Consider the following 20,286-nt stretch of genomic DNA (forward strand, 5'->3'; position numbering starts at 1 on the left):
TTTCAAGCGGACATTCCCTTGATGTAACAGTTCAGCCTTTTATTTATTAAATTCTGCTGCCTGCGTTCATATCATGATTAAACAATCTGTCCTCTGCAAGCTTCTCCCATTTTGTACCAGGCATTCCATAGTTACAATATGGGTCTATCGCAATTCCTCCACGCGGTGTAAATTCACCCATCACTTCGATATATTTTGGCTGCATAAGTTTTATTAAATCTTTCATAATGATATTCATACAATCCTCATGGAAATCCCCGTGATTTCTAAAACTGAAAAGATAAAGCTTAAGCGATTTGCTCTCAACCATTCTCTTGTCAGGTATATATGCAATCTTAATCTTTGCGAAATCAGGCTGTCCCGTAATCGGACAAAGACTGGTAAACTCCGAGCAGTTAAATTTAACATAATAATCATTTCCCGGATGCTTGTTTTCAAACGACTCTAGAACCTCCGGAGCATAATCATCCGGATATTTAGTTCCCTGATTTCCCAAAAGTGTTATACTTTCTTCCTGTTCTCTTGTACTCATTTCCAATCCTCCATTTTTTAATTTTCCAATGCCGGGTCTTTCACTCCGTTAAGCCTGAAAGCTTCTGCCCTGTCTATACAGGTTCCGCATACTCCGCAAGGCTTGTCTCCGCCCTCATAGCAGCTCCATGTATATTTGTATGGCACTTTAAGTTCGAGTCCTATCTTTACAACTTCCGCTTTTGTCAGCTTTACAAAGGGAGCTTCAACTCTAAGCTGGTTTCCGCTTCCTATATAAATAGCATCATTTATGGCATTATTAAAACTTTCTGAGCAGTCAGGATATGCGTTGCCTGCTGCATCATCAGCATGAGCACCATAATAAATAACTCCGCAATCCTTTGATAATGCGATGCTTGCCGCCGTTGACAAAAATAGTCCGTTTCTAAAAGGCACATATGTTGACACCGGCTTTCCGTCCGTCTTTTCAAGCTGTTTTGCATACGACTCTTTTGGTATGTCCACATCTGAATGTGATAAAAGTGAGCAGTCACTATACTCAAATATCTTTTCAAGGTCGAGTGATATATGCTCAACTCCGTAATATTCCACAATCTTGTTTGATGCCTCAATCTCCTTTGTATGTTTCTGTCCATACAATATAGACAATGCAATAACATTATCCTTGCCATATTTGTCGATTGCCATTCCGAGACAGGTTGTTGAATCAACACCACCGCTAAATAAAACTAATGCTTTCATTGAAATCCTCCTGTTGTAATAAATTTTGCATCTAAAAACTTACATATATAATTTTTACATATATAATTTTTCTGACATTCTCTTTTCTGAGCATTTTGTTACAAAATAACACTATATATACACTAAGTAATTGAAAAACTGGCGTGTATATCCTTTGCAATTTTCAAATTTGAAAAAACTTGCGCATATGGTTTTTTCAGACTATAATCTCATATTAAGACACACATCATCTTTAAATCTGCCGCTAAGATTATAAGTCTTTGTTGTTGCCTGATTTTTCTTTATTCCTCTTGCAGTCATACAGCTATGTGTTCCCTCTATTATAACTGCTACATCCTCAGTATCTAAGATTTCTTTTAAAATCTCAGCTATATCTGAACCTATTCTCTCCTGAAGCTGCAATCTCTTTCCGACCATATCAGCAATCCTTGCAATCTTGCTAAGACCGATAACTTTTCCTTTAGGAAGATATGCAACCGTCACTTTCATATCATACATAAGTGCAAGATGATGTTCGCAATAACTGAATATATCTATATCTCTCACTATAACCATATCATCACTGCCCTTTGCCGTACCCGCATCTTCATTAAATGTTTTATTAAACATCTTGGCAATCTCATGATTTGTATAATTCATGCCCTCAAAGACTTCCTCATACATTCTTGCCACTCTGTCAGGCGTTTCCTTTAACCCCTCTCTGTCAGGGTCATCACCGAGAGCCACAAGAATCCCCCTGATATGCTCCTTAATCGCATCCGTGTCTATCATGTTTCCTCCTTTCATACTCCCCTCTCTTCCGGGTCCCATATAAACTTATGCATCTGAAGCTGCATACGCACATCATTAAGTTTATTGTCTTTCAGAAAATCAACTATGTCCGTCAATTCTATCTTTCCGAAAACCGGACTGAATATTATATTTACTTTTCCTATCAGTTCATATTTCTCAATAATTTCTTTTGCTTTCTTTAAATCATTTACAGAAGATGCAACAAATTTTAAAGTATCCTTCTTTCTGAGAATTTTGAAATTATCTGTATTCATATATTTTTCCATGTCACTCTCAGGAAGTTTATAATCCATTGTAAAACTTACATTTTCAAATTTAAGAAACGGCTTTAAATCAATACTTCCATTTGTCTCAATCTCAACTCTTATATCCTTTTCACTTGAAAATGCTTCAAGCAGTTTGTCCGCATCTTTCTGTAAAAGCGGCTCGCCGCCTGTCAATGTCACATTTTTTATGCCTGATTTTTTTACTCTGTCAACAATCTGCTCTGCTGTCATCTCCGCAAATTCACAATCAGGCTTATTTGCCCACATCGTATCACAATAATTGCATGAGAGATTGCAGCCTTTCATACGCACAAATACTGCGAGTTCACCAGCTCTCATGCCCTCACCGTTTATACTCTCAAAAATCTCAACGACTTTAAAACTCATCGCTTGTCCTCCTGTTTCCATGCTTATCTGTTTTTACTGTTCACATCTGCGATATGAACGGTAAACCTTTGAATTTATTCCGAATATGCGGCACAATTATTTGGTGTCTCATACACGCACACTTTACTTACATTGTAACCTTTCTTTTTTACTTCCTCAAAAAAGAACTTTGAAAAGTTTTCGGCTGTCGGACGAAATTTTACAAAAATCATTCTGAAATTTTCTTCGTTAAGTGCTTCAACTGTTTTTTCCTTAAGAGTTCCCTCCTCAACAATAAATGCGTGGTCATAAAAATCTGTAATTTCTTTTACATCTTTCTTTAAATCACCAAAATCAACGCACATTCCTCTCTGCTGCCCCTCGGCAATAAGTTCCTCACAGGCAACATCTACGACTACTCTCCAGCGGTGTCCGTGCAGATTTGAACATTTGCCATCGTAGCCGTGTAAAAAATGTGCTGAGTCAAAACTGTTTTCTACTGTAAGATAATACATTTTTTCTCCTCTCGCAAAATAATATTTTTTATTATGAAAAAAGACAGACATAAAACTGTCTGTCTTTAATGATACTATATTTTCTGACCGCTTTTACAAATCGGTCTTTTGCACTCTAAGTCAAGGATATTCGCAATCCACTTCGCTACCCGCTCATATAAAATTTGTGCGAGCAATAGTCCAATAATATCTAATTAAATACAGCCCTAGTTTTATTTATAGACAGGATGGTACTAATGAACTGTCTGTTATACGAGAACTTACTATATCACATCTGAAAAATTAAGTCAATTATTTTGATTACATTACCATCTTAACTTCTGTTACATCTGTGAGCTTATCAGCAGGGATGTAGTTGTCATCCTGTTTCTCGCCGTTGATGTAGAACTCTTTAAATCCGCTCTGTGCTCCGTCCTTATTTTCTACCTTAATGATAACTTTCTTTCCGCGGAAGTTTTTCTCAAATGAGAATTCTTTCCAGTCTGACGGTACTGTAGGTGCTACGCGGAGTCCGTCAAGGTCAGGACGCATTCCGCAGATACCCTCTACGCATCCTACCATACAGGTTGATGCTGTTCCTGTAAGCCAGTGAACATGTGAACGACCGTGGAATGGGCTTTCGTCACCTTCTGTGTACTGTCCGTGCACATATGGCTCAAGTTTACGGACTTCTGCCTTATCATTCTGTGATGATGGTGAGCTTTCCTCAAAATACTTGAACGCTTCATTACCATTTCCTAAAAGTGCTTCTGCAAGTATAAGCCATCCCTGTGTCTGAGAGAAGATACCACCGTTTTCTTTTGTTGATGGTGGGAAAAGTCCTGCAAGTGCACCATCAAAGTAATGGTCTACATATGAAGGAGCCATTATCTTTGCACCGTAAGCTGTGTTGAGTTCTCTGTCAACTGATGCCATAGCCTTGTCAGCCTGCTCTCTTGTTGCAAGTCCTGAGATTACTGACCATGTCTGAGGATTTAACCACATACTTGCCTCTGGGTCTTTCTTTGAACCGATAAGCTCTCCTGTCTCTTTAAATCCACGGTTAAAACGGTCATCCTCCCACCAGAGTTTGTTAATTTTTTCTCCAATGTCTTTCTGCGTCTTGTCAAGATAAGCGATATACTCAGTATCATTCTTTTTCTCAGCAAATTTACGCATGATGGTGAATGCATAGTAAAGCTGCATTGCAACAAATGATGACTCTCCGTTCTTTCCGAGTCTTAAGCAGTCGTTCCAGTCTGCATGGAGTCCTGCCGGAAGTCCGTGAGGTCCGAGATGATTCATTGAGAAGTCTATAGCTCTCTTTAAGTGCTCATAAACACTTGCTTTCTCCTCAACATTTGACCATGTTATCTCCTCATCCATAAATGCAAGATTTCCCGTCTCTGATACATATTTGTAAACTGTAGGGAAAAGCCAGAGTGCATCGTCTGCACGATAAGCGGGATGTCCTGTCTCTCTTACATAATCCGGATCATCAGGAGTTCCCTCATGTCCTGCACGCTCATCATGATCGAAACGGACAAGTGGAAGTCCGCCACCATTGTTTACCTGAGCTGAAAGCATAAATCTAATCTTTTCAAGAGCCGCATCAGGATCTGTATGGATAACACCCTGAATATCCTGAACCGTATCACGATAACCATATCCGTTACGCTCTCCACAATAAACAAATGATGCTGCTCTTGACCATGTAAATGTAAGGAAACACTGATAAGCATTCCATGTATTTACCATGCTGTTGAATGCCTTACTTGGTGTGTTTACCTTGAAGTTTTCAAGTTTTGAATGCCAGTATTTCTTTAATTCTTCGATTTCTTTGTCGCATACTGATACATCTTCATATGAAGCTATTATCTCATCTGCAACCGACTCTTTATGTCTTCCTAAAATAAAGGCAAGTGTCTTTGTCTCGCCCGGTGCTATCTCAAGTGCAGTATGTAATGCACCACAACTGTTTTCGTTGTAATTGCATACTCCGTCACATTTTCCTCTTTCAACGGCTATTGGATTGCCATAGTCATGATAAAGACCGATAAACGCTTCTTTATCTCCGTTGTAAGATGTAACAGGCTGTCCTGCAAGACCGAAAAATCTCTCTTTTCCGTTGCTTCCGTCAGGACCTTTATACCAGTTAAGGTTTATCTGCTGATAAATCTTATTTTTTCTGAAACTTGTGTTTGTCGTGCATAATGTGTACTGGAGATTTACCTGATCCTGATTGTAGTTATCATCATTTGAAAGCTCAGCATATCCGAATACTGAAATCTTTCTAGGCTTGTCTGAATTGTTTGTAACCTTTACGCACCATACTTCATATACTTTATTAAGAGGTACATAATACATAGCTTCTGACTTGATACCTGCATACTCAGCGAACATCTTTGTGTAAGCCGTTCCGTGGTGAACCTCACTCTTGTACTCATTGAGGTCTTTTCCAACCGGCTGCCATGAAGCTGACCAGTAATCACCGTTTTCATCATCCCTGAGATAGATATAACGACCCGGTGTATCGTCACTGTTAAAGTGATAACGAAGAATACGTCCGTTTGCTCCACTCTTTACGAAGCTGTATCCTCCTGCATTGTTTGAAATGATAGCACCATATTCCGGCGAACCAAGATAGTTACACCACGGAGCCGGTGTATTTGGCTTTGTAATGACATATTCTCTGTTTTCTTCATCGAAGTAACCAAAATTCATTTAATAATTCCTCCTTAAAATAAACATAAATTTTCCGTATCAATTTTATAATCAACTTTTCCATTGCCTTTCACATCTATGATGCGACTTGCAACTATTTCTTTTCTATTATATGTTAGTCCTCAAACGGGTGTCAACATATATTATTGCATTTTATAACACTATTTTGATGTTTACAAGTGTTGCACAAACACCATAAATGAAGATATTATACAGTTCTTTGGTACACTCCCACTCAAAGAACTGCATAGCGGTACATAAGCGGGTATTAATTTTTTTTAACACTTACAAAAAATTTCATTTTCTGTTAAAATATATGTATAAGCACTTAAACAAACAACTTAATATTTTCGTTGTTTTAGGATTGGAATTTGCACTGTGATTTCAATTCTATTTATTCCCACGAAGGTAAAGTGAGGATAGGACAAATAAATTTGTTCCATCCGAACACACCTGCGGGTTTAACACTCACAGTACAGAAATAGAGGTAAATTATGTTTGAAACCGGAAATGTTGTTCTCCATCCTTCTGAGGGAGTATGTGAGATTGATGATGTTCGCAGCGAACGGTTTGACGGCTCTAAAAAGCGTACATATTATGTTATGCATCCACTGTATGCAAAGATTAAATCTACTCTTTTTGTCCCAGTTGACAGTGACAAGATAGTTCTTCAGAAAATGCCGACTAAGGATGAGATTATAGAGCTTATAAAATCAGTGTCAGTCGACAGCGTAGAATGGATAGACAACTCAACACTTAGGAAAGATGCTTTTATGCATATTATTTATAATGGCGACACTAAAGATATAGTCGCACTTATAGCAAAGCTTCATATGAGAAAGAAAGAGGTCGAGACCGCCGGAAAGAAATTTTCTGCTACCGATTCCAAAATCTTAAAAGAGGCTGAAAAAAGAGTATATCAGGAGTTTTCTTATGTACTTAATACAGACGAAAAAAATATCCCTGAATTTATTCTTAAATATCTTAATGTATAACTTTTAAAAAGAAAGCCCCCGCTTCTATTGCTCTACGCAATAGAAGCGGGGGCTTTCTTTGATAGCTTTAAAGCAAAATCTTACTGAAAGAATTTCTTGTTTACGGCATTTACAAGTGCATGAATTGATGCCTTGATTATATCTTCATCTGTTCCAACACCCCATGTGAGATTGTCGTTCTCATCTGTTATTCCGACATAACACATTGCCTGTGCGTTTGAATTTCTTGAAAGTGAGTGCTCCTCATATTCAGCGAGATGGTAAACTATGTCATAATGTTTACGGATTGCTTTACTTACGGCATTTAAACGACCGTTTCCAAGTGCCTCGACAATCTGTTTCTGACCGTTTTCTTCTATCGTAACTTCTGCCTTGATTCCACCCTCAACCTGTGTAAAGTGACACTCCGGTATATCAAATTTCTTGTCGATATTTTTATAATTCTTGCGGAATATCTCGAGCATATCATCAGGACTAAGCTCTGCGTGTGCATGGTCTGACACACCTTTCATAAGATAGCCGACTTCCTCACGCATCTTATCAGGAATCATAAGTCCAAAGTTCTGCTTGAGAACATATGCAACTCCACCCTTTCCTGACTGGCTGTTTATACGGATAACATCTGAATCGTAAGTTCTTCCAACATCTTTAGGGTCGATTGGAAGATATGGAACTGTCCAATACTTCTCATTTTTCTCCTCACGGTATGACATTCCCTTTGAGATAGCATCCTGATGTGAACCTGAAAATGCAGTAAATACAAGTTCTCCTGCATATGGCTGGCGCATTGATACTTCCATCTGTGTAAGTCTCTCGTATGTATCTTTTATTTTCTGCATATTGCTGAAATCAAGTTTTGAATCAACACCATGTGAATGAAGGTTCATAGCCATTGTAACTATATCCATATTTCCTGTTCTCTCACCGTTTCCAAAAAGCGTACCTTCGATACGGTCTGCACCTGCAAGCACACCGAGTTCGGCAGTAGCAACACCTGTTCCACGGTCATTGTGAGGGTGAAGTGATAAAACAACATTTTCTCTGTATTTGAGGTTTTTGCTGACATACTCTGCCTGACTTGCAAATACATGAGGCATTGCATTTTCTACCGTAGTAGGTATATTTATTATCGCTTTTGCATCTGCCTTTGGCTGCCATACATCAAGAACGGCATTGCAAACCTCAACCGCATACTCAACTTCTGTTCCGTGGAAACTCTCAGGACTGTACTCAAAACGGATATTTCCTTTTACATCCTTTGCAAGTTCTTTGAGAAGTTTTGCACCAGCAACGGCTATCTGCTTTATCTGCTCTTTTGACTTTTTAAATACCTGCTCTCTCTGTGCGACAGATGTAGAATTATATACATGAACAATTGCATTTGGTGCTCCGTCAATAGCTTCAAATGTCTTTTTTATGATATGCTCTCTCGCCTGTGTAAGTACCTGAACAGTAACATCATCAGGGATGAGTTTTCTCTCGATAAGCGTTCTAAGGAATTTATACTCTGTCTCCGATGCTGCCGGAAATCCTACCTCAATCTCCTTAAATCCGATTTTTACAAGCATCTTAAAAAATTCGACTTTCTGCTCAAGGCTCATAGGCTCGATAAGTGCCTGATTTCCATCACGGAGATCGACGCTGCACCAGATAGGTGCCTCCTCGATTGAATCTTTCTTCACCCAGTCATAACAGTCAACAGGTGGCATAAAATAACTTTTCTGATACTTTTCAAAACCTTTCATTTTGTTTCCTCACTTTCTCTATTTGAAATCTTAATTGTTTTTTGTGTGCCGGATATATCATTTACAAATCTCCACCGTAGTTAAAAAGAGCAAAACCAGCGTTTTGCTTATGGTGTCACACTACTTTACGAGCATTTCCTATACAATAAAAAAACTCGCCTCTATATATCTTATACATAGAGACGAGAATATATCAAAAATTATCCACGCGGTACCACTCTTATTCATGAAAAATCATGCTCTCACCAGGTACATCAAAAATCAATACCCTGCCCTTATAACGGTGGGTTTCCGTCCTAATCTACTTTGACAAATACAAATATACGATAAATCATATATCAATCGCATCTATCGGTTCAACCGGATGCTCAAAGGTGAGTTCACTGTGTCACTTCTACTGCTTCGCATCAACCAGCAGCTTTCTGTATTCCGTTTGACAGTTACTATTCCCCATCACTGCATTTCAGCTAATACTATAACACAGTTTTATTTTCTTGTAAAGCTAAAAATTTTATTTTGCACTTTCTAAGTAACAGTTCAGCCCCAAAAAGATAAGTCAATAATACATGAGCTTGCTCAATGTATTATTGACTTGTTTTTTGGGGCGGAATAGCCTTTCATTTATGAAATGAAGTAAACACAAGCTGCATAGCAGCGACTGACAGCCTGCTGGCAGGTTTACGAATGTAATAAATGAGGGGCTGAACTGTTACCTGTCTAACTGTTCACAAACCTTAGTAAGTATGGCACATTCGAGTCGCTTTCTCATTATCTTGCATGAAAGCTCATATGCCTTGTGAATATCGCCGTTATAAATATAATTGTTTGCATTACATCCGCCGCTGCAATAGAATTTTGCCCAGCAGTCACGGCACGATGGCTTTGAATATACATGACATCCTGCAAACTCTTTCTTAATATCAGTATTAAATGTACCCTCTTCAAGATTTCCCATCTTGTATTCTTCATGTCCAACGAACTGATGGCAAGGGTAAATATCTCCATCAGGTGTAATCGCAACATACTCATTTCCACTGCCGCATCCACGAAGTCTTTTTATTACACAAGGTCCCTGGTCAAGGTCTATCATAAAGTGGAAGAAATTAATAAATCCACCGTTTTTCTTTATATTTGCAATCTTATCAACAAGTTTGTCATATTCTGCATAAATCTTGTCAAGGTCTTTTTCGGTAATCGCATACTCAACACTCTCATCTTCCATAACAGGCTCAACCGAAACCTGGTCAAAACCCTGTTTATAAAGATGCATTACATCCTCTGAAAAATCGAGATTGTAGTTTGTGTATGTTCCACGGACATAATATTCCTTATCACCACGCTTCTCTACAAGCTTTTTATAATTCTTTACAATACGGTCATAGCAGCCTGTTCCGTCAACCTTTACTCTCATTCTGTCATTTACTTCTTTTCTTCCGTCGATAGAAAGAACTACATTTGACATTTCTTTATTGATATAATCAATCTTTTCATCATCAAGAAGCATACCGTTTGTCGTAATCGTAAAACGGAATTTCTTGCCATATTCTTCCTCTTTGCTTCTTGCATACTCTACGATCTGCTTTACAACATCCCAGTTCATCAAAGGTTCTCCGCCAAAGAAATCAAGTTCAAGATTTTCTCTGCCGACTGACTTTTCAAGAAGAAAATCTATCGCCTGTTTTCCTACACTGAAAGGCATAAGTTTTCTTCCCGTTCCAAAATCACCTGTCGATGCAAAGCAGTATTTGCAGCGGAGATTACAGTCATGTGCTATATGCAGACACATTGCCTTGATAGGTGATTCAACTTTTGTCTCTGCAAAATCACCATAAACATCATCCGAAAAGAGAAGTTTTTCATTGTAAAGCTCTACTATCTCTTTGTAAGTTTCTTCTATCTCTTCTGCCGAGTATCTGTCTGAAAGCTTTGCTTTCACATCTTTTGGACATTCCGCATCAAAAGGCGGCTCAACATAATCAAGCATATCATATGTTATGTCATCTATAACATGAACTCCGCCACTGTTTACATCTAATAAAATATTTACATCTTTTGCTTTAAACTTATGAATCATTATTTACTCCGTTTCTCAAAGTGAATGGCTGCTACGAAATCCCGTAACAGCCATCATTATCTTTTATCACTCTCTAAATATCCATCTTCCCGACTTTCAGTCAGGAAATATCCAATTCAGATAAATCTTTTCTTAACTAAAAAATCAAGAAACTTTCCTCGCCTTAAGCTCGGTCAATTATCTGTTATCCTCATTTGCACATTTCTGATTTCCTACTGTGCATGAAGTCTTGCAAGCTGACTGACAAGATGCCTGACATTTACCACATCCGCCTTTTTTTGCTGTTGCACTTAAGTTTGCCTTATTGATTGTCTGAATATGTTTCATTATGATCGTTCCTCCATTTTCTTATTGTCACCGTTTCGTATGGGCGGCAACTTTTTATTTGCATTTAAAATCTGCAAAAAATAGTTAGATACTTATATATTAACACATTTTAAGAAAAAAACAACCTTTTGACCAAAATCTACCAACATATTTTTATTTTCTACGGACATACTACTATCAAGATAAGAAATAAATCTTATCTGACACCCGAAAGGTATCAATTTCTGTTTGTGAAATAGAGGATAGAAAATCAAATCTTTCGGACACTATGTACTCCCGCAATCTTCTGAACTGAGAATTTCGAGAGTACATCACCTAAAAAAGGAGGAAAAAGATATGGCAAACAGTAATCAGAGTTCAAGAATGGAAGTACCACAGGCAAAGGAAAGCATGGACAAATTCAAAATGGAAGTTGCAAGCGAACTTGGTGTTCCATTAAAAAATGGTTATAACGGTAACTTAACTTCTGCCCAGGCAGGTTCAGTAGGTGGTGAGATGGTTCGCCAGATGATCAAAAAGCAGGAGCAGGCAATGTCAGGAAACTCAACAGAGAACAACTAATGTAGTGTATCAATAATACAATACACTAATACCTGCCGGAGGCACTGTCATGTTTCATAAAAAACAAAAACCTGTGCCGGAATCACTAATATACTTTTTACTTCACCTTAATCAGATGTTTTAAGATATAATGAAGTAAAATATTAGTAAAATTCCACTTTAATAAGACTGGCTGTCACTTAGTAGGAATCCTCCTAGGTGACAGCCATGTTTTTGTTTATAATGTTTTCCATCTCTTTTAACAGAATTTCATTCTCATTATGTTTCTTTATTGCAACACGGCAGTACCCGTGCATGATACCGTCAAAATTATCACAGTTCCTTATAAGGATATGTCTTTCAAGAAGTTTTTTATACATAGGAATGTCTGACTTAAAAAAGATAAAGTTTGCAGACGGCTCGTAGACCTTAAGTCCGAGTTTTTTCATCTCCTCATACATATACTCTCTTTCCCTAAAAACATATTTTCTCGACTCCTCGACATACTCCTCATGATGAACAACCTCCTTACCCGCAAGCTGTGCCACCGCTGAGACATTCCATGAAGGTAGCTGTGCATTGACTGCGTGTATCAGATCAGCATCACTTGTCATCGCATATCCTATCCTTATACCTGGAAATGCAAATAATTTTGTGAGTGCATTAAGTATGACAACATATGGATTGTACGGTATAAGACCTTTTCTGGTATGCTTTTGACAGTCTTTTACAAAATCCATAAAACACTCATCTATCACTACATATATCTGGTTCATTCTGCAATATGTAATAATATCAAGCATCAGATCAGGATCTATTAGCTTTCCTGTAGGATTGTTTGGATTACACAAAAATACCATATCAATGTCCGGAGTCAGATATGACATTATATCCTCCGCTACTATAAAATCCCTCTCAGGTGCAAGATGATAATATACCATCTGTGTATCTTCTGCCCTGAGTGCCCTTATATATTCCGAAAAGCTTGGCACAACAACAAGTGCTTTTTGGGGTCTTATCGCTCTTACAAGTCCATAAATAAGCTCAGAAGCACCATTTCCACATATAATCTGATGTTCACTTATGTTTTCTTTAAGTGAAATGGATTTTCTGAGTTCATAGCAGGTTTCTTCCGGATATACCTCACATATATCTCCAAGATTTTCTTTTAATTTTTCTTTTACATCTTCCGGCATTCCTAATGGATTAGTATTTACAGAGAAATCATAATTTATCGCTTCATCGTAAATATTTCCGCCGTGTCCTTTTGAATACATTTTAGTCCTCATTTCTGAGCAATCTGCTGCTCCATAAAAGCTATTTGTTTTTACTCATAAACAAATAGCCAGCCTTTATTATTTTAAGTATATTATACTATTTTTTAACCCTAAAATCCATAAAACTCACAATAATTTTCTAAATATTATAGAAATTATTGTGAGTTTTTTTCTAAAAGCTGTCCTGTTCTCTTATTTTTTTTATTTAAAACAATTCATATCACTTCATTTTCGGCTTAAATATAAGTGATGCGGCATATCCAAATATAAGTGCCGCTGATACCCCGACGGAACAGGCGGTAAAACCGCCTTTAAACAGCCCGATAAAGCCCTCTTTGTCTATTGCTTCTTTCATGCCTTTCCAAAGTGTATTGCCAAATCCAAGAAGCGGTACTGTTGCTCCTGCCCCCGCCCATTTTGAAAAAGGCTCATAAATGCCGACTGCCCCAAGTACGGCTCCCAGACATACAAGTATTACCATTATCCTGCCCGGCAGAAGTTTTGTATTGTCCATAAGAATCTGAACTGCCACACAGATAAGTCCTCCAACAACAAATGCAAGTATATAGTTCATTTTTATACCTCCGTTTCACCGCATTCAAGCACTACTGCATGGGCTATTCCCGGCACACTATCACCCTCATTAAAACTTACCGGTGACAACAATGCACCTGTCGGTACAAACAAAACCCTGTGCCATTTTCCACTTTCAAGCATTTTCAAAATATAACCTGCAAGCATCGTCGCACTGCATCCGCAGCCGCTTCCTCCCGCCTGAATATTCTGCTCTCTTGAATATATCTCTATTCCACAGTCCATATATCTGTCTGCTATATCATACCCCTTACTCCTCATTATATCTAAGAGAATATCCTTGCCGACAAGTCCGAGATCACCGGTTATTATTTTGTCATACCATTCCGGTTTTCTTCCGTTATCAATAAGGTTGCGGATAATGACATTTCCCGCCGCCGGTGCCATGCACGCTCCCATGTTCATACTATCCTTGACACCGAGGTCTACTATCTTTCCAGTAGTGATGCCTGTTATATGAACTTTATTTTTGTCGGACATATTGACCTTTTCAGCCATTTTCTTTGAAGCAATAACTACCGCACCGCTTCCGGTAACCGTCCATGTCGCCGCCCTCTTTCTCTGGTTTCCATATCCGAGTGGAAATCTGAACTGCTTTTCCGCACTTGCAAAATGACTTGATGTTATTGCAAGTATGTTGTCTGCAAATCCGCCGTCAACAAGCATTGAAGCGATGGAAATCGACTCGCCCATTGTAGAACACGCACCGTACACACCAAACATTGGTATCTCCAGTTTTATAAGTCCAAATGACGAAGCCATAAGCTGACCGAGAAGATCTCCGGCTATAATGTATCTTATATCCTTATTTTCCATACCTGCCTTTGACAATGCCTTGTTTGCAGCCATCTCCTGAATTTTTCCCTCAGCTTCTTCCCAGCTCTCACATCCTGCTTTGTCATCACCCAATATCTCATCAAAAAATTTCGCATAAGGTCCTTCCCCTTCTTTCTGACCTACTATCGCTGCCGATGAGACAATATATGGCGGATTTTCAAACCTTACGCTCTGTTTTCCAATCTGTTTTTCCAAAATGGCACCTCCATATTTTAAAACAAATCAAATTCCCCACAGGCGTGTTCCGGTAGACATTTTTATTTGTTCCAACCGAACTTTGCCTTTGCGAGAATAAATATTTGCGAAACTTTCATAATTATTATGAATTATTCGTTGTGCTGTTTTTATTCATCTTAAAAATATGATGTACCATTTTTATATTTTATATTCGTTTTTGTATGCTTTTATTTATAAAAAATATTCTCAGATTGTTTTTTATATTAATCTTCATTTTTTAATTTTTATTGCAAAGTCTAAAATGCTTACTTTAAAACTTGCCGCAAATACAAATATTGTCAATACAATTTTTTACTCTGCATATTGTCAAAAAATTAGCGGAGTTGCACTCCTCATAAATTCCTCGTACTTTACTTTATTTTCAAATACGCCCATCATCTCTCTTGTAAGGCTTATGCCGTCATTATGTGCAGGCATTTCTTCCCTTGCAAACCACTGTGCTTTTGAGAGTTCTTCCGTATCCATTGTGATGCTTTCGTCTCCATCAAGTTCCGCAAAATATCCCATCAGCACATTACTGTCATATCCCCACGGCTGACTCTTATAATAACGCAGATTTTTCACTTTAAGACCTACTTCCTCCATCACTTCTCTTTCAACCGTCTCCTCCACAGTTTCTCCTATCTCCACAAATCCGGCAATAAGTGCATATTTTTTATAATCTCTTGTTGCCGCATACTTTGTAAGAAGTATCTTGTTGCCATGCGTCAGAGCCACGATAACTGCCGGAGCAATTTTGGGAAATATCATATTTCCGCACTTCGGACAGCGAACCATTCTTTCTTTTATGTCGTGAAGTGTTTTTGCTCCACAGCGCCCGCAATATCTGTTGTCCCTGTACCAGACATTAAGATGCCATGCAGTCATTACCGCAAAACATAACTCTTTTGATGTAAGCTGTCTTAAATTTTGTATATTTTCAAACTTAAATCCCTCAAGATGTTTTTCATATCTTCTTATATAATGTTCAACCTCTCCCTCTCTTTCAGCATATTCCCAGCCTTTAAAAAGAAAATATCTCGTATCATCAACAGAAAATACATACTGATAATCCCCCTCAATATCACTACATCCAGGCATATGCAAAGTGTTATCCTCATCCCTTTTTACAAGAAAATTCTTTCCATCAAACACTATTGCCTTATCGTTTGCATCCGGTTTCAGATTTTTAAACTCGTTGTGAAATATGTGTGGCTTTATATCCTGTATCATTTGTTTCAATCCTTTCAAAGCATAATTTTAAGTCTATTGTAACAGTTCAGCCCAAAAAACATAAGTCAATAATACATGAGCTTGCTCAATGTATTGTTGACTTGTTTTTTGGGGCAGAATAGCCTTTCATTTATGAAATGAAGTAAACTCAAGCTGCATAGCAGCGACTGACAGCTTGCTGGCAGGTTTACGAATGTAATAAATGAAGGGCTGAACTGTTACAGTCTAACAGGTGTTTTTACACTTCAAGCTCTTTGTAATGTATCTTTATGCTGTTTTTTTCTACAACTATCTCTGCTTTTGCTCCCGAAACGATCGGCATCATCGGTGCTGTATGTCCTATGTCGAGATCCATTATTATCGGTACATTGTATTTTTCAAGAAGTGGATATACCGCATTGTATCTGTCCACACCCAATATCTCCTCATCAAGACACAACGGTCTTCCTATAAGAAAACCTTTGACATATTTAAACCAGCCTGCATGGTCAAGCTGCCATATTGCCCGTCTTATTGCCATCGGATTTAAGTCGCATGACTCCATAAACCATATGATACCATCCTCTTTATACTTTTCGTTAAAATCCGATACCTTATCAAACTTTGTACCTGCAAGGTTTGACAGACAGTCAAGACAGCCACCGATAAGTCTGCCTGAAATTTCTGTTTTTGCATCATCTTTACCGGCACCAAACTTTTTAATCTCAGTTTTTTTTGTTACATTGTATGGCACAAGTGGATTTTCTTCATTTTTCAACGACTCTTTCTCCCACTTATCGTAACCATGTGCCATATTTGACTTTCCGGTAAGCAGTTCAAAAGTATCTTTAAGCGACGGATGCCACGGCTCCATTCCATATGCAGGTGCACATGGCGAATAAATAGCTGTTATATCGCATATAGTCGGCAAAAGAAATGTAAGATTAGTGTTATCCGAATAACCTAAGAACCACACAGGTTTTGATTTTTTTATCTTATCAAAATCCACATCATCCAATATCTCACACATAAGTTCCCCTCCGCCGCATGAAAAAAGAGCAGAAATCTCCTCATTGTACTCTCCGCACAAAAAAGAATTTATCTCCTTTGCACACTTTAAAGGTGTATTGCTTATACCAATACCATCCCCGGCATAACAATTCTGCCCCAACTTTGTTTTATAACCCATTTTTTCAAATGTCTTAAGTGCATTATTAAAAGCCGTTTTGTATGGCTCAATATTGCATCCAAACGAAGGAGCGGCAAAACCAATCGTACCGCCCAATTTTAAACTCTCAGGTATCTTCATTCTCTATCCCCCTGTTAAAAAATCTGCTGCATCCTCTGCATACGATTTTCAAATTGTGTGTAAAAATCTTCATTATTATATGGTTCTTCAAAAAATATCTTCAATATATAAAGATTGATTTTTTTCGCCATCTCCTCATTATTCTGTTCTTCAAGAAAGGCTTTCATATTCTTAAGGAAATAATGCCATGTATTTATATAACTTTCATACTGGCTGAGATTGGGTATTGAGAGCCACTTTTTTATCTTTACTTTTGTCCTATTTTGCTTTGCACATTCGTTTACCTGCAAAAAATAGCTAAAACTTTCATCCTCATAAATCCTGCCAAGCGGAAAAAGCCTGCATATCCCCGGTCTGAATGAATGTATGCTGCATCTGCCATTCTCATCAAGGAAAAGGCAGCCTTCATCGGCTGCTTTTAAGTTAAGATGTGGTAATACAATCATGTCGGCGACTGACAGACTAAGTTTATCTTTGATAAGTTCACTAAATGTCGTTTCTAAATTTGTGGTAAGGCTGTATATGTCATAGGGATCAAGTATTATCGACTCACCCATACCGTGACAGCATTTGCTGCATCCTGCACAATCTCCGCATCCAAGTTTTGCAAGGTCATTTGATGTATATTTTTTTCCGTCAGAAATTTGAGCCATGTCTACATTTCTTTCCATCACTCACCCATCCATTCCTTAAACATTGCTATCTCTGCCGCATAACCCTCATCGTCATTTGGTGTCTCAAGTATAAACGGCTTGCCCTTTAATACAGGGTGAAGTGCTACACGCTTCATGGCTTCTGCCCCTATATTTCCCTGCCCTATCTTCTGATGTCTGTCTTTGTGTGAACCGCAGACATTCATACTGTCATTGAAATGAACCGCCTTTAATCTATCAAGACCTATGACTTTGTCAAACTCCTCTAATACTCCGTCAAGGTTATCTACTATGTCGTAGCCTGCATCCCATACATGGCAGGTATCAAAGCATACACCGAGTTTATCATCAAGTTCCACTTTGTCTATTATCGTTCTTATTTCCTCAAAATTTCTTCCTATCTCACTTCCTTTGCCCGCCATTGTCTCAAGAAGTATCGTTGTTGACTGCTCAGGTGTAATTATCTCATTTAATGTCTGTGCGATATATTCTATTCCCATCTCCACGCCCTGTCCCGTATGTGAACCCGGATGAAAATTATAATAATTGCCCGGAATATATTCCATCCGCTTCATGTCATCCGCTATCATTTCTTTTGAGAATTTTCGTATATCCTCTTTTGCCGAGCAGAGATTCATCGTATATGGAGCATGTGCAACTATCTTTCCAAATTCATGCTCTTTTGCAAAGGCAAGAAATTTTTCAATATCTTTTTCGTCTATTGCTTTTGCTTTTCCGCCACGGGGATTTCTCGTGAAAAATGCAAAAGTGTTGCCACCAAGTTTCACGGCTGCCCTGCCCATTGCTGCAAAGCCTTTTGATGCTGATAAATGATTTCCTATATAATACATGGATTTCCTCCTTGTGAGTATTATGTGCTCTCAGTATCTTCTCAAAACGAAGAATTCCGAGCATACATTATTCTTATCTGATATTTTAAAACTTATTATCAATCCTTAAATTCATAACAAAGCAATTCACAGTTCTTTATCCCATACGATGCAAACTCCTCATTTGTCATATCGTAAAAATAAGAATTTACAATTCTTGCTATGCCGTTGTGAGCTACGATAAGATAAGTCTTATCCTTGTCCTTTTTCATCTCATCCAATATATTATAAACTCTTGCCGCAACTTTTAACATGGACTCTCCACCGTCAAAGTTGTCAACGAAATGATTTTTCGCTGCCGTAAATTCTTCGCTGCGTCTGCCGCCGCCCTCATATTTTCCAAAATTCTGCTCAATGACACGCATATCCGTATGCATAGGAATTCCTGTTATCCCAGAGATATGTTCAGCTGTATTTTTTGCCCTTACGAGCGGTGATGCCACTATCTCATCTATTTTTATGTCCTTATCTGCTTTTATATGCTCACCAAGTTCTTTTGCCTGCTCGTGCCCAAGCTCAGTAAGCTCAATATCCGTTGCTCCACAGACTTTGCCCTCAACATTCCATATTGTCTGTCCGTGTCTTGTAAAGTATAGTTTTGACATAATTTTACACTATCTCCATTCTTGCGTTTTCTTTTGCACAAATCTTGCGTCTGAAAATTGAAAATTTTCAGACTATCTCCTTAACCAATTCATTATAATCCTGCATGGTCGTGCAGTTTGGAGCGTAATCTATAAGAAGCTTGTTTGCTGTCTGTGCTTCTTTTGTTTTCACGCACTCTCTTATCTTTGTCTCAAATAGTTTTGTCCCCATGCTCTCTGCCGTTTTCTTAAGCTCCTCAAGCATATTTTTCTCAAGATTTGAGCGTCCTGAATATTTTACAAGCAAAAGTCCCTCTATCTTTAATGACGGATTTTGTCTTTTCTGTACGGCTTTTATCGTACTGTAAAGCTGGTTTATTCCCTGTAATGAATACGCATCCGCCGTAATCGGAATGATAACTCTGTCTGCCGCTATAAGACTGTTGTATAATACAACGCCGAGAGCCGGAGCCGTATCAATTATGATATAATCATAGCGTTCAACTTCCTCGATAGCATCTTTTAATCTGTAAAGTCCTTCAACATCACCGTCAAGCAGTTTCTCCGCTTTTATGAGCAATGGGTCCGATGCCACTATATCTCCGTTGTCAAGATGCTGTACTGCCTCCTCTAAAGGTATGCGGTCTGAATCGACCATTACATCATAAAGTGTTGCCTGGTCTTTTATCTTTGCCTGATATGTAGCACTGCTGTTGCCCTGCGGGTCAGCATCTATAAGAAGTGTCTTATATTTCTTTCCGAGTATTCCTGCGATCGTAGTCGCTGTTGTTGTCTTTCCTATTCCACCTTTTTGATTTGCCACAACAAATGTGATTGCCATTTTAATCCCCCCTTAAAATTCAATCTGTCCCTGAACTTTATTGTTTATAACATAATATACTGCATTTTCTTCAGGTTTGATATACACATTTACTTCTGTTATATCATCATCTGTTATCCCGCGGTTCTCTATTGCATCACGCCTTATAAGGCTGAGCAGGTTGTCTACTGAGCGTTCACGCTCATTATACTGTACTGTTATGTACTTCTTTGCCGTTGCAAATCCACCTAATTTTTCTTCTGCACGCATGGCACTGATTTTTCTAGCCATTTTCTTCCCCTCCTTATTTAATCACCTTTTGTTACAGTTTAGCATAA

At 38.2% G+C, this 20,286-nt stretch carries 21 protein-coding genes and 1 other annotated feature; of the genes, 2 read left to right on the forward strand and 19 right to left on the reverse strand.

Annotation, left to right across the window (positions count from 1 at the left end; translation table 11 throughout):
• Positions 1-46: 46 nt before the first annotated feature.
• The 6 genes from queF to DWZ63_RS07340 form a co-directional block, all read right to left on the reverse strand.
• Positions 47-532 (reverse strand): preQ(1) synthase, encoded by a 486-nt coding sequence (queF, locus tag DWZ63_RS07315; RefSeq protein ID WP_022013075.1) that lies wholly within the window; start codon positions 530-532, stop codon positions 47-49.
• A gap of 17 nt (positions 533-549) precedes the next feature.
• Positions 550-1,233, reverse strand: a complete 684-nt coding sequence (queC, locus tag DWZ63_RS07320) for a 7-cyano-7-deazaguanine synthase QueC (RefSeq protein ID WP_055941101.1) — start codon at positions 1,231-1,233, stop codon at positions 550-552.
• A 201-nt stretch (positions 1,234-1,434) separates the two neighbouring features.
• Positions 1,435-2,004 (reverse strand): GTP cyclohydrolase I FolE, encoded by a 570-nt coding sequence (gene folE, locus DWZ63_RS07325; RefSeq protein ID WP_022013073.1) that lies wholly within the window; start codon positions 2,002-2,004, stop codon positions 1,435-1,437.
• A gap of 11 nt (positions 2,005-2,015) precedes the next feature.
• Complete coding sequence (queE, locus tag DWZ63_RS07330) at positions 2,016-2,678, reverse strand: putative 7-carboxy-7-deazaguanine synthase QueE (protein WP_055941099.1); 663 nt, start codon at positions 2,676-2,678, stop codon at positions 2,016-2,018.
• A gap of 74 nt (positions 2,679-2,752) precedes the next feature.
• Entirely contained in the window at positions 2,753-3,172 is a 420-nt protein-coding gene (gene queD, locus DWZ63_RS07335) for a 6-carboxytetrahydropterin synthase QueD (protein WP_055941097.1), read from the reverse strand.
• Between the two features lie 300 nt (positions 3,173-3,472).
• A complete protein-coding gene (locus DWZ63_RS07340) occupies positions 3,473-5,875 on the reverse strand; it encodes a glycosyl hydrolase family 65 protein (protein WP_055941095.1) in 2,403 nt (800 codons plus the stop codon).
• Positions 5,876-6,369: 494 nt separating this feature from the next.
• Between DWZ63_RS07340 and DWZ63_RS07345 the strand changes: the two genes are divergently transcribed.
• Complete coding sequence (locus DWZ63_RS07345) at positions 6,370-6,870, forward strand: CarD family transcriptional regulator (protein WP_118499284.1); 501 nt, start codon at positions 6,370-6,372, stop codon at positions 6,868-6,870.
• 80 nt (positions 6,871-6,950) lie between these two features.
• Here DWZ63_RS07345 and DWZ63_RS07350 read toward each other — a convergent pair whose 3' ends face one another.
• The 3 genes from DWZ63_RS07350 to scfA all read right to left on the reverse strand — a co-directional run bounded on the left by DWZ63_RS07350 (position 6,951) and on the right by scfA (position 11,016).
• Positions 6,951-8,615 (reverse strand): 2-isopropylmalate synthase, encoded by a 1,665-nt coding sequence (locus tag DWZ63_RS07350; RefSeq protein WP_082440583.1) that lies wholly within the window; start codon positions 8,613-8,615, stop codon positions 6,951-6,953.
• Between the two features lie 175 nt (positions 8,616-8,790).
• Positions 8,791-9,081, reverse strand: a binding site (T-box leader).
• A gap of 243 nt (positions 9,082-9,324) precedes the next feature.
• Positions 9,325-10,689, reverse strand: coding sequence for a thioether cross-link-forming SCIFF peptide maturase (scfB, locus tag DWZ63_RS07355; RefSeq protein WP_055941091.1), 1,365 nt, complete (start codon positions 10,687-10,689; stop codon positions 9,325-9,327).
• Between the two features lie 177 nt (positions 10,690-10,866).
• Complete coding sequence (gene scfA / locus DWZ63_RS07360) at positions 10,867-11,016, reverse strand: six-cysteine ranthipeptide SCIFF (RefSeq protein WP_022014701.1); 150 nt, start codon at positions 11,014-11,016, stop codon at positions 10,867-10,869.
• Between the two features lie 336 nt (positions 11,017-11,352).
• On the opposite strand from scfA, the gene DWZ63_RS07365 reads away from it, so the two are divergent.
• Positions 11,353-11,577 (forward strand): alpha/beta-type small acid-soluble spore protein, encoded by a 225-nt coding sequence (locus tag DWZ63_RS07365; protein ID WP_022014702.1) that lies wholly within the window; start codon positions 11,353-11,355, stop codon positions 11,575-11,577.
• A gap of 194 nt (positions 11,578-11,771) precedes the next feature.
• Here the strand turns inward: DWZ63_RS07365 and DWZ63_RS07370 are convergent, their stop codons facing one another.
• The 10 genes from DWZ63_RS07370 to DWZ63_RS07415 all read right to left on the reverse strand — a co-directional run bounded on the left by DWZ63_RS07370 (position 11,772) and on the right by DWZ63_RS07415 (position 20,239).
• A complete protein-coding gene (locus DWZ63_RS07370; RefSeq protein ID WP_055941089.1) occupies positions 11,772-12,833 on the reverse strand; it encodes a histidinol-phosphate transaminase in 1,062 nt (353 codons plus the stop codon).
• 220 nt (positions 12,834-13,053) lie between these two features.
• Positions 13,054-13,407 (reverse strand): stage V sporulation protein AE, encoded by a 354-nt coding sequence (gene spoVAE, locus DWZ63_RS07375; protein WP_055941087.1) that lies wholly within the window; start codon positions 13,405-13,407, stop codon positions 13,054-13,056.
• 2 nt (positions 13,408-13,409) lie between these two features.
• Positions 13,410-14,459 (reverse strand): stage V sporulation protein AD, encoded by a 1,050-nt coding sequence (gene spoVAD / locus DWZ63_RS07380; RefSeq protein WP_055941085.1) that lies wholly within the window; start codon positions 14,457-14,459, stop codon positions 13,410-13,412.
• Between the two features lie 348 nt (positions 14,460-14,807).
• The gene (nudC, locus tag DWZ63_RS07385) at positions 14,808-15,713 is read right to left on the reverse strand and encodes an NAD(+) diphosphatase (RefSeq protein ID WP_055941083.1); all 906 of its coding nucleotides are present in this window, start codon (positions 15,711-15,713) and stop codon (positions 14,808-14,810) included.
• Positions 15,714-15,951: 238 nt separating this feature from the next.
• Positions 15,952-17,001, reverse strand: coding sequence for a S66 peptidase family protein (locus DWZ63_RS07390; RefSeq protein WP_118499286.1), 1,050 nt, complete (start codon positions 16,999-17,001; stop codon positions 15,952-15,954).
• 14 nt (positions 17,002-17,015) lie between these two features.
• The gene (locus tag DWZ63_RS07395; protein ID WP_118499288.1) at positions 17,016-17,672 is read right to left on the reverse strand and encodes a YkgJ family cysteine cluster protein; all 657 of its coding nucleotides are present in this window, start codon (positions 17,670-17,672) and stop codon (positions 17,016-17,018) included.
• Positions 17,672-18,505, reverse strand: coding sequence for a deoxyribonuclease IV (locus DWZ63_RS07400; RefSeq protein ID WP_118499290.1), 834 nt, complete (start codon positions 18,503-18,505; stop codon positions 17,672-17,674). The genes DWZ63_RS07395 and DWZ63_RS07400 overlap by 1 nt, the downstream gene beginning before the upstream one ends.
• A gap of 98 nt (positions 18,506-18,603) precedes the next feature.
• Positions 18,604-19,149, reverse strand: a complete 546-nt coding sequence (locus DWZ63_RS07405; protein WP_022013406.1) for a histidine phosphatase family protein — start codon at positions 19,147-19,149, stop codon at positions 18,604-18,606.
• Between the two features lie 67 nt (positions 19,150-19,216).
• Positions 19,217-19,969 (reverse strand): ParA family protein, encoded by a 753-nt coding sequence (locus DWZ63_RS07410; protein WP_118499292.1) that lies wholly within the window; start codon positions 19,967-19,969, stop codon positions 19,217-19,219.
• Between the two features lie 12 nt (positions 19,970-19,981).
• Positions 19,982-20,239 (reverse strand): DUF6465 family protein, encoded by a 258-nt coding sequence (locus DWZ63_RS07415; RefSeq protein ID WP_118499294.1) that lies wholly within the window; start codon positions 20,237-20,239, stop codon positions 19,982-19,984.
• Between the last annotated feature and the right edge of the window lie 47 nt (positions 20,240-20,286).

This window comes from Clostridium sp. AF34-13, assembly GCF_003477845.1.
Lineage (GTDB): Bacteria > Bacillota > Clostridia > Lachnospirales > Lachnospiraceae > Butyribacter > Butyribacter intestini.

Bases quoted from the DNA above. Each gene is read 5' to 3' on its own strand.
- queF (WP_022013075.1), bottom strand. From the start codon at position 532: ATGAGTACAAGAGAACAGGAAGAAAGTATAACACTTTTGGGAAATCAG.
- queC (WP_055941101.1), bottom strand. From the start codon at position 1,233: ATGAAAGCATTAGTTTTATTTAGCGGTGGTGTTGATTCAACAACCTGT.
- folE (WP_022013073.1), bottom strand. From the start codon at position 2,004: ATGATAGACACGGATGCGATTAAGGAGCATATCAGGGGGATTCTTGTG.
- queE (WP_055941099.1), bottom strand. From the start codon at position 2,678: ATGAGTTTTAAAGTCGTTGAGATTTTTGAGAGTATAAACGGTGAGGGC.
- queD (WP_055941097.1), bottom strand. From the start codon at position 3,172: ATGTATTATCTTACAGTAGAAAACAGTTTTGACTCAGCACATTTTTTA.
- DWZ63_RS07340 (WP_055941095.1), bottom strand. From the start codon at position 5,875: ATGAATTTTGGTTACTTCGATGAAGAAAACAGAGAATATGTCATTACA.
- DWZ63_RS07345 (WP_118499284.1), top strand. From the start codon at position 6,370: ATGTTTGAAACCGGAAATGTTGTTCTCCATCCTTCTGAGGGAGTATGT.
- DWZ63_RS07350 (WP_082440583.1), bottom strand. From the start codon at position 8,615: ATGAAAGGTTTTGAAAAGTATCAGAAAAGTTATTTTATGCCACCTGTT.
- scfB (WP_055941091.1), bottom strand. From the start codon at position 10,689: ATGATTCATAAGTTTAAAGCAAAAGATGTAAATATTTTATTAGATGTA.
- scfA (WP_022014701.1), bottom strand. From the start codon at position 11,016: ATGAAACATATTCAGACAATCAATAAGGCAAACTTAAGTGCAACAGCA.
- DWZ63_RS07365 (WP_022014702.1), top strand. From the start codon at position 11,353: ATGGCAAACAGTAATCAGAGTTCAAGAATGGAAGTACCACAGGCAAAG.
- DWZ63_RS07370 (WP_055941089.1), bottom strand. From the start codon at position 12,833: ATGTATTCAAAAGGACACGGCGGAAATATTTACGATGAAGCGATAAAT.
- spoVAE (WP_055941087.1), bottom strand. From the start codon at position 13,407: ATGAACTATATACTTGCATTTGTTGTTGGAGGACTTATCTGTGTGGCA.
- nudC (WP_055941083.1), bottom strand. From the start codon at position 15,713: ATGATACAGGATATAAAGCCACACATATTTCACAACGAGTTTAAAAAT.
- DWZ63_RS07390 (WP_118499286.1), bottom strand. From the start codon at position 17,001: ATGAAGATACCTGAGAGTTTAAAATTGGGCGGTACGATTGGTTTTGCC.
- DWZ63_RS07395 (WP_118499288.1), bottom strand. From the start codon at position 17,672: ATGGAAAGAAATGTAGACATGGCTCAAATTTCTGACGGAAAAAAATAT.
- DWZ63_RS07400 (WP_118499290.1), bottom strand. From the start codon at position 18,505: ATGTATTATATAGGAAATCATTTATCAGCATCAAAAGGCTTTGCAGCA.
- DWZ63_RS07405 (WP_022013406.1), bottom strand. From the start codon at position 19,149: ATGTCAAAACTATACTTTACAAGACACGGACAGACAATATGGAATGTT.
- DWZ63_RS07410 (WP_118499292.1), bottom strand. From the start codon at position 19,969: ATGGCAATCACATTTGTTGTGGCAAATCAAAAAGGTGGAATAGGAAAG.
- DWZ63_RS07415 (WP_118499294.1), bottom strand. From the start codon at position 20,239: ATGGCTAGAAAAATCAGTGCCATGCGTGCAGAAGAAAAATTAGGTGGA.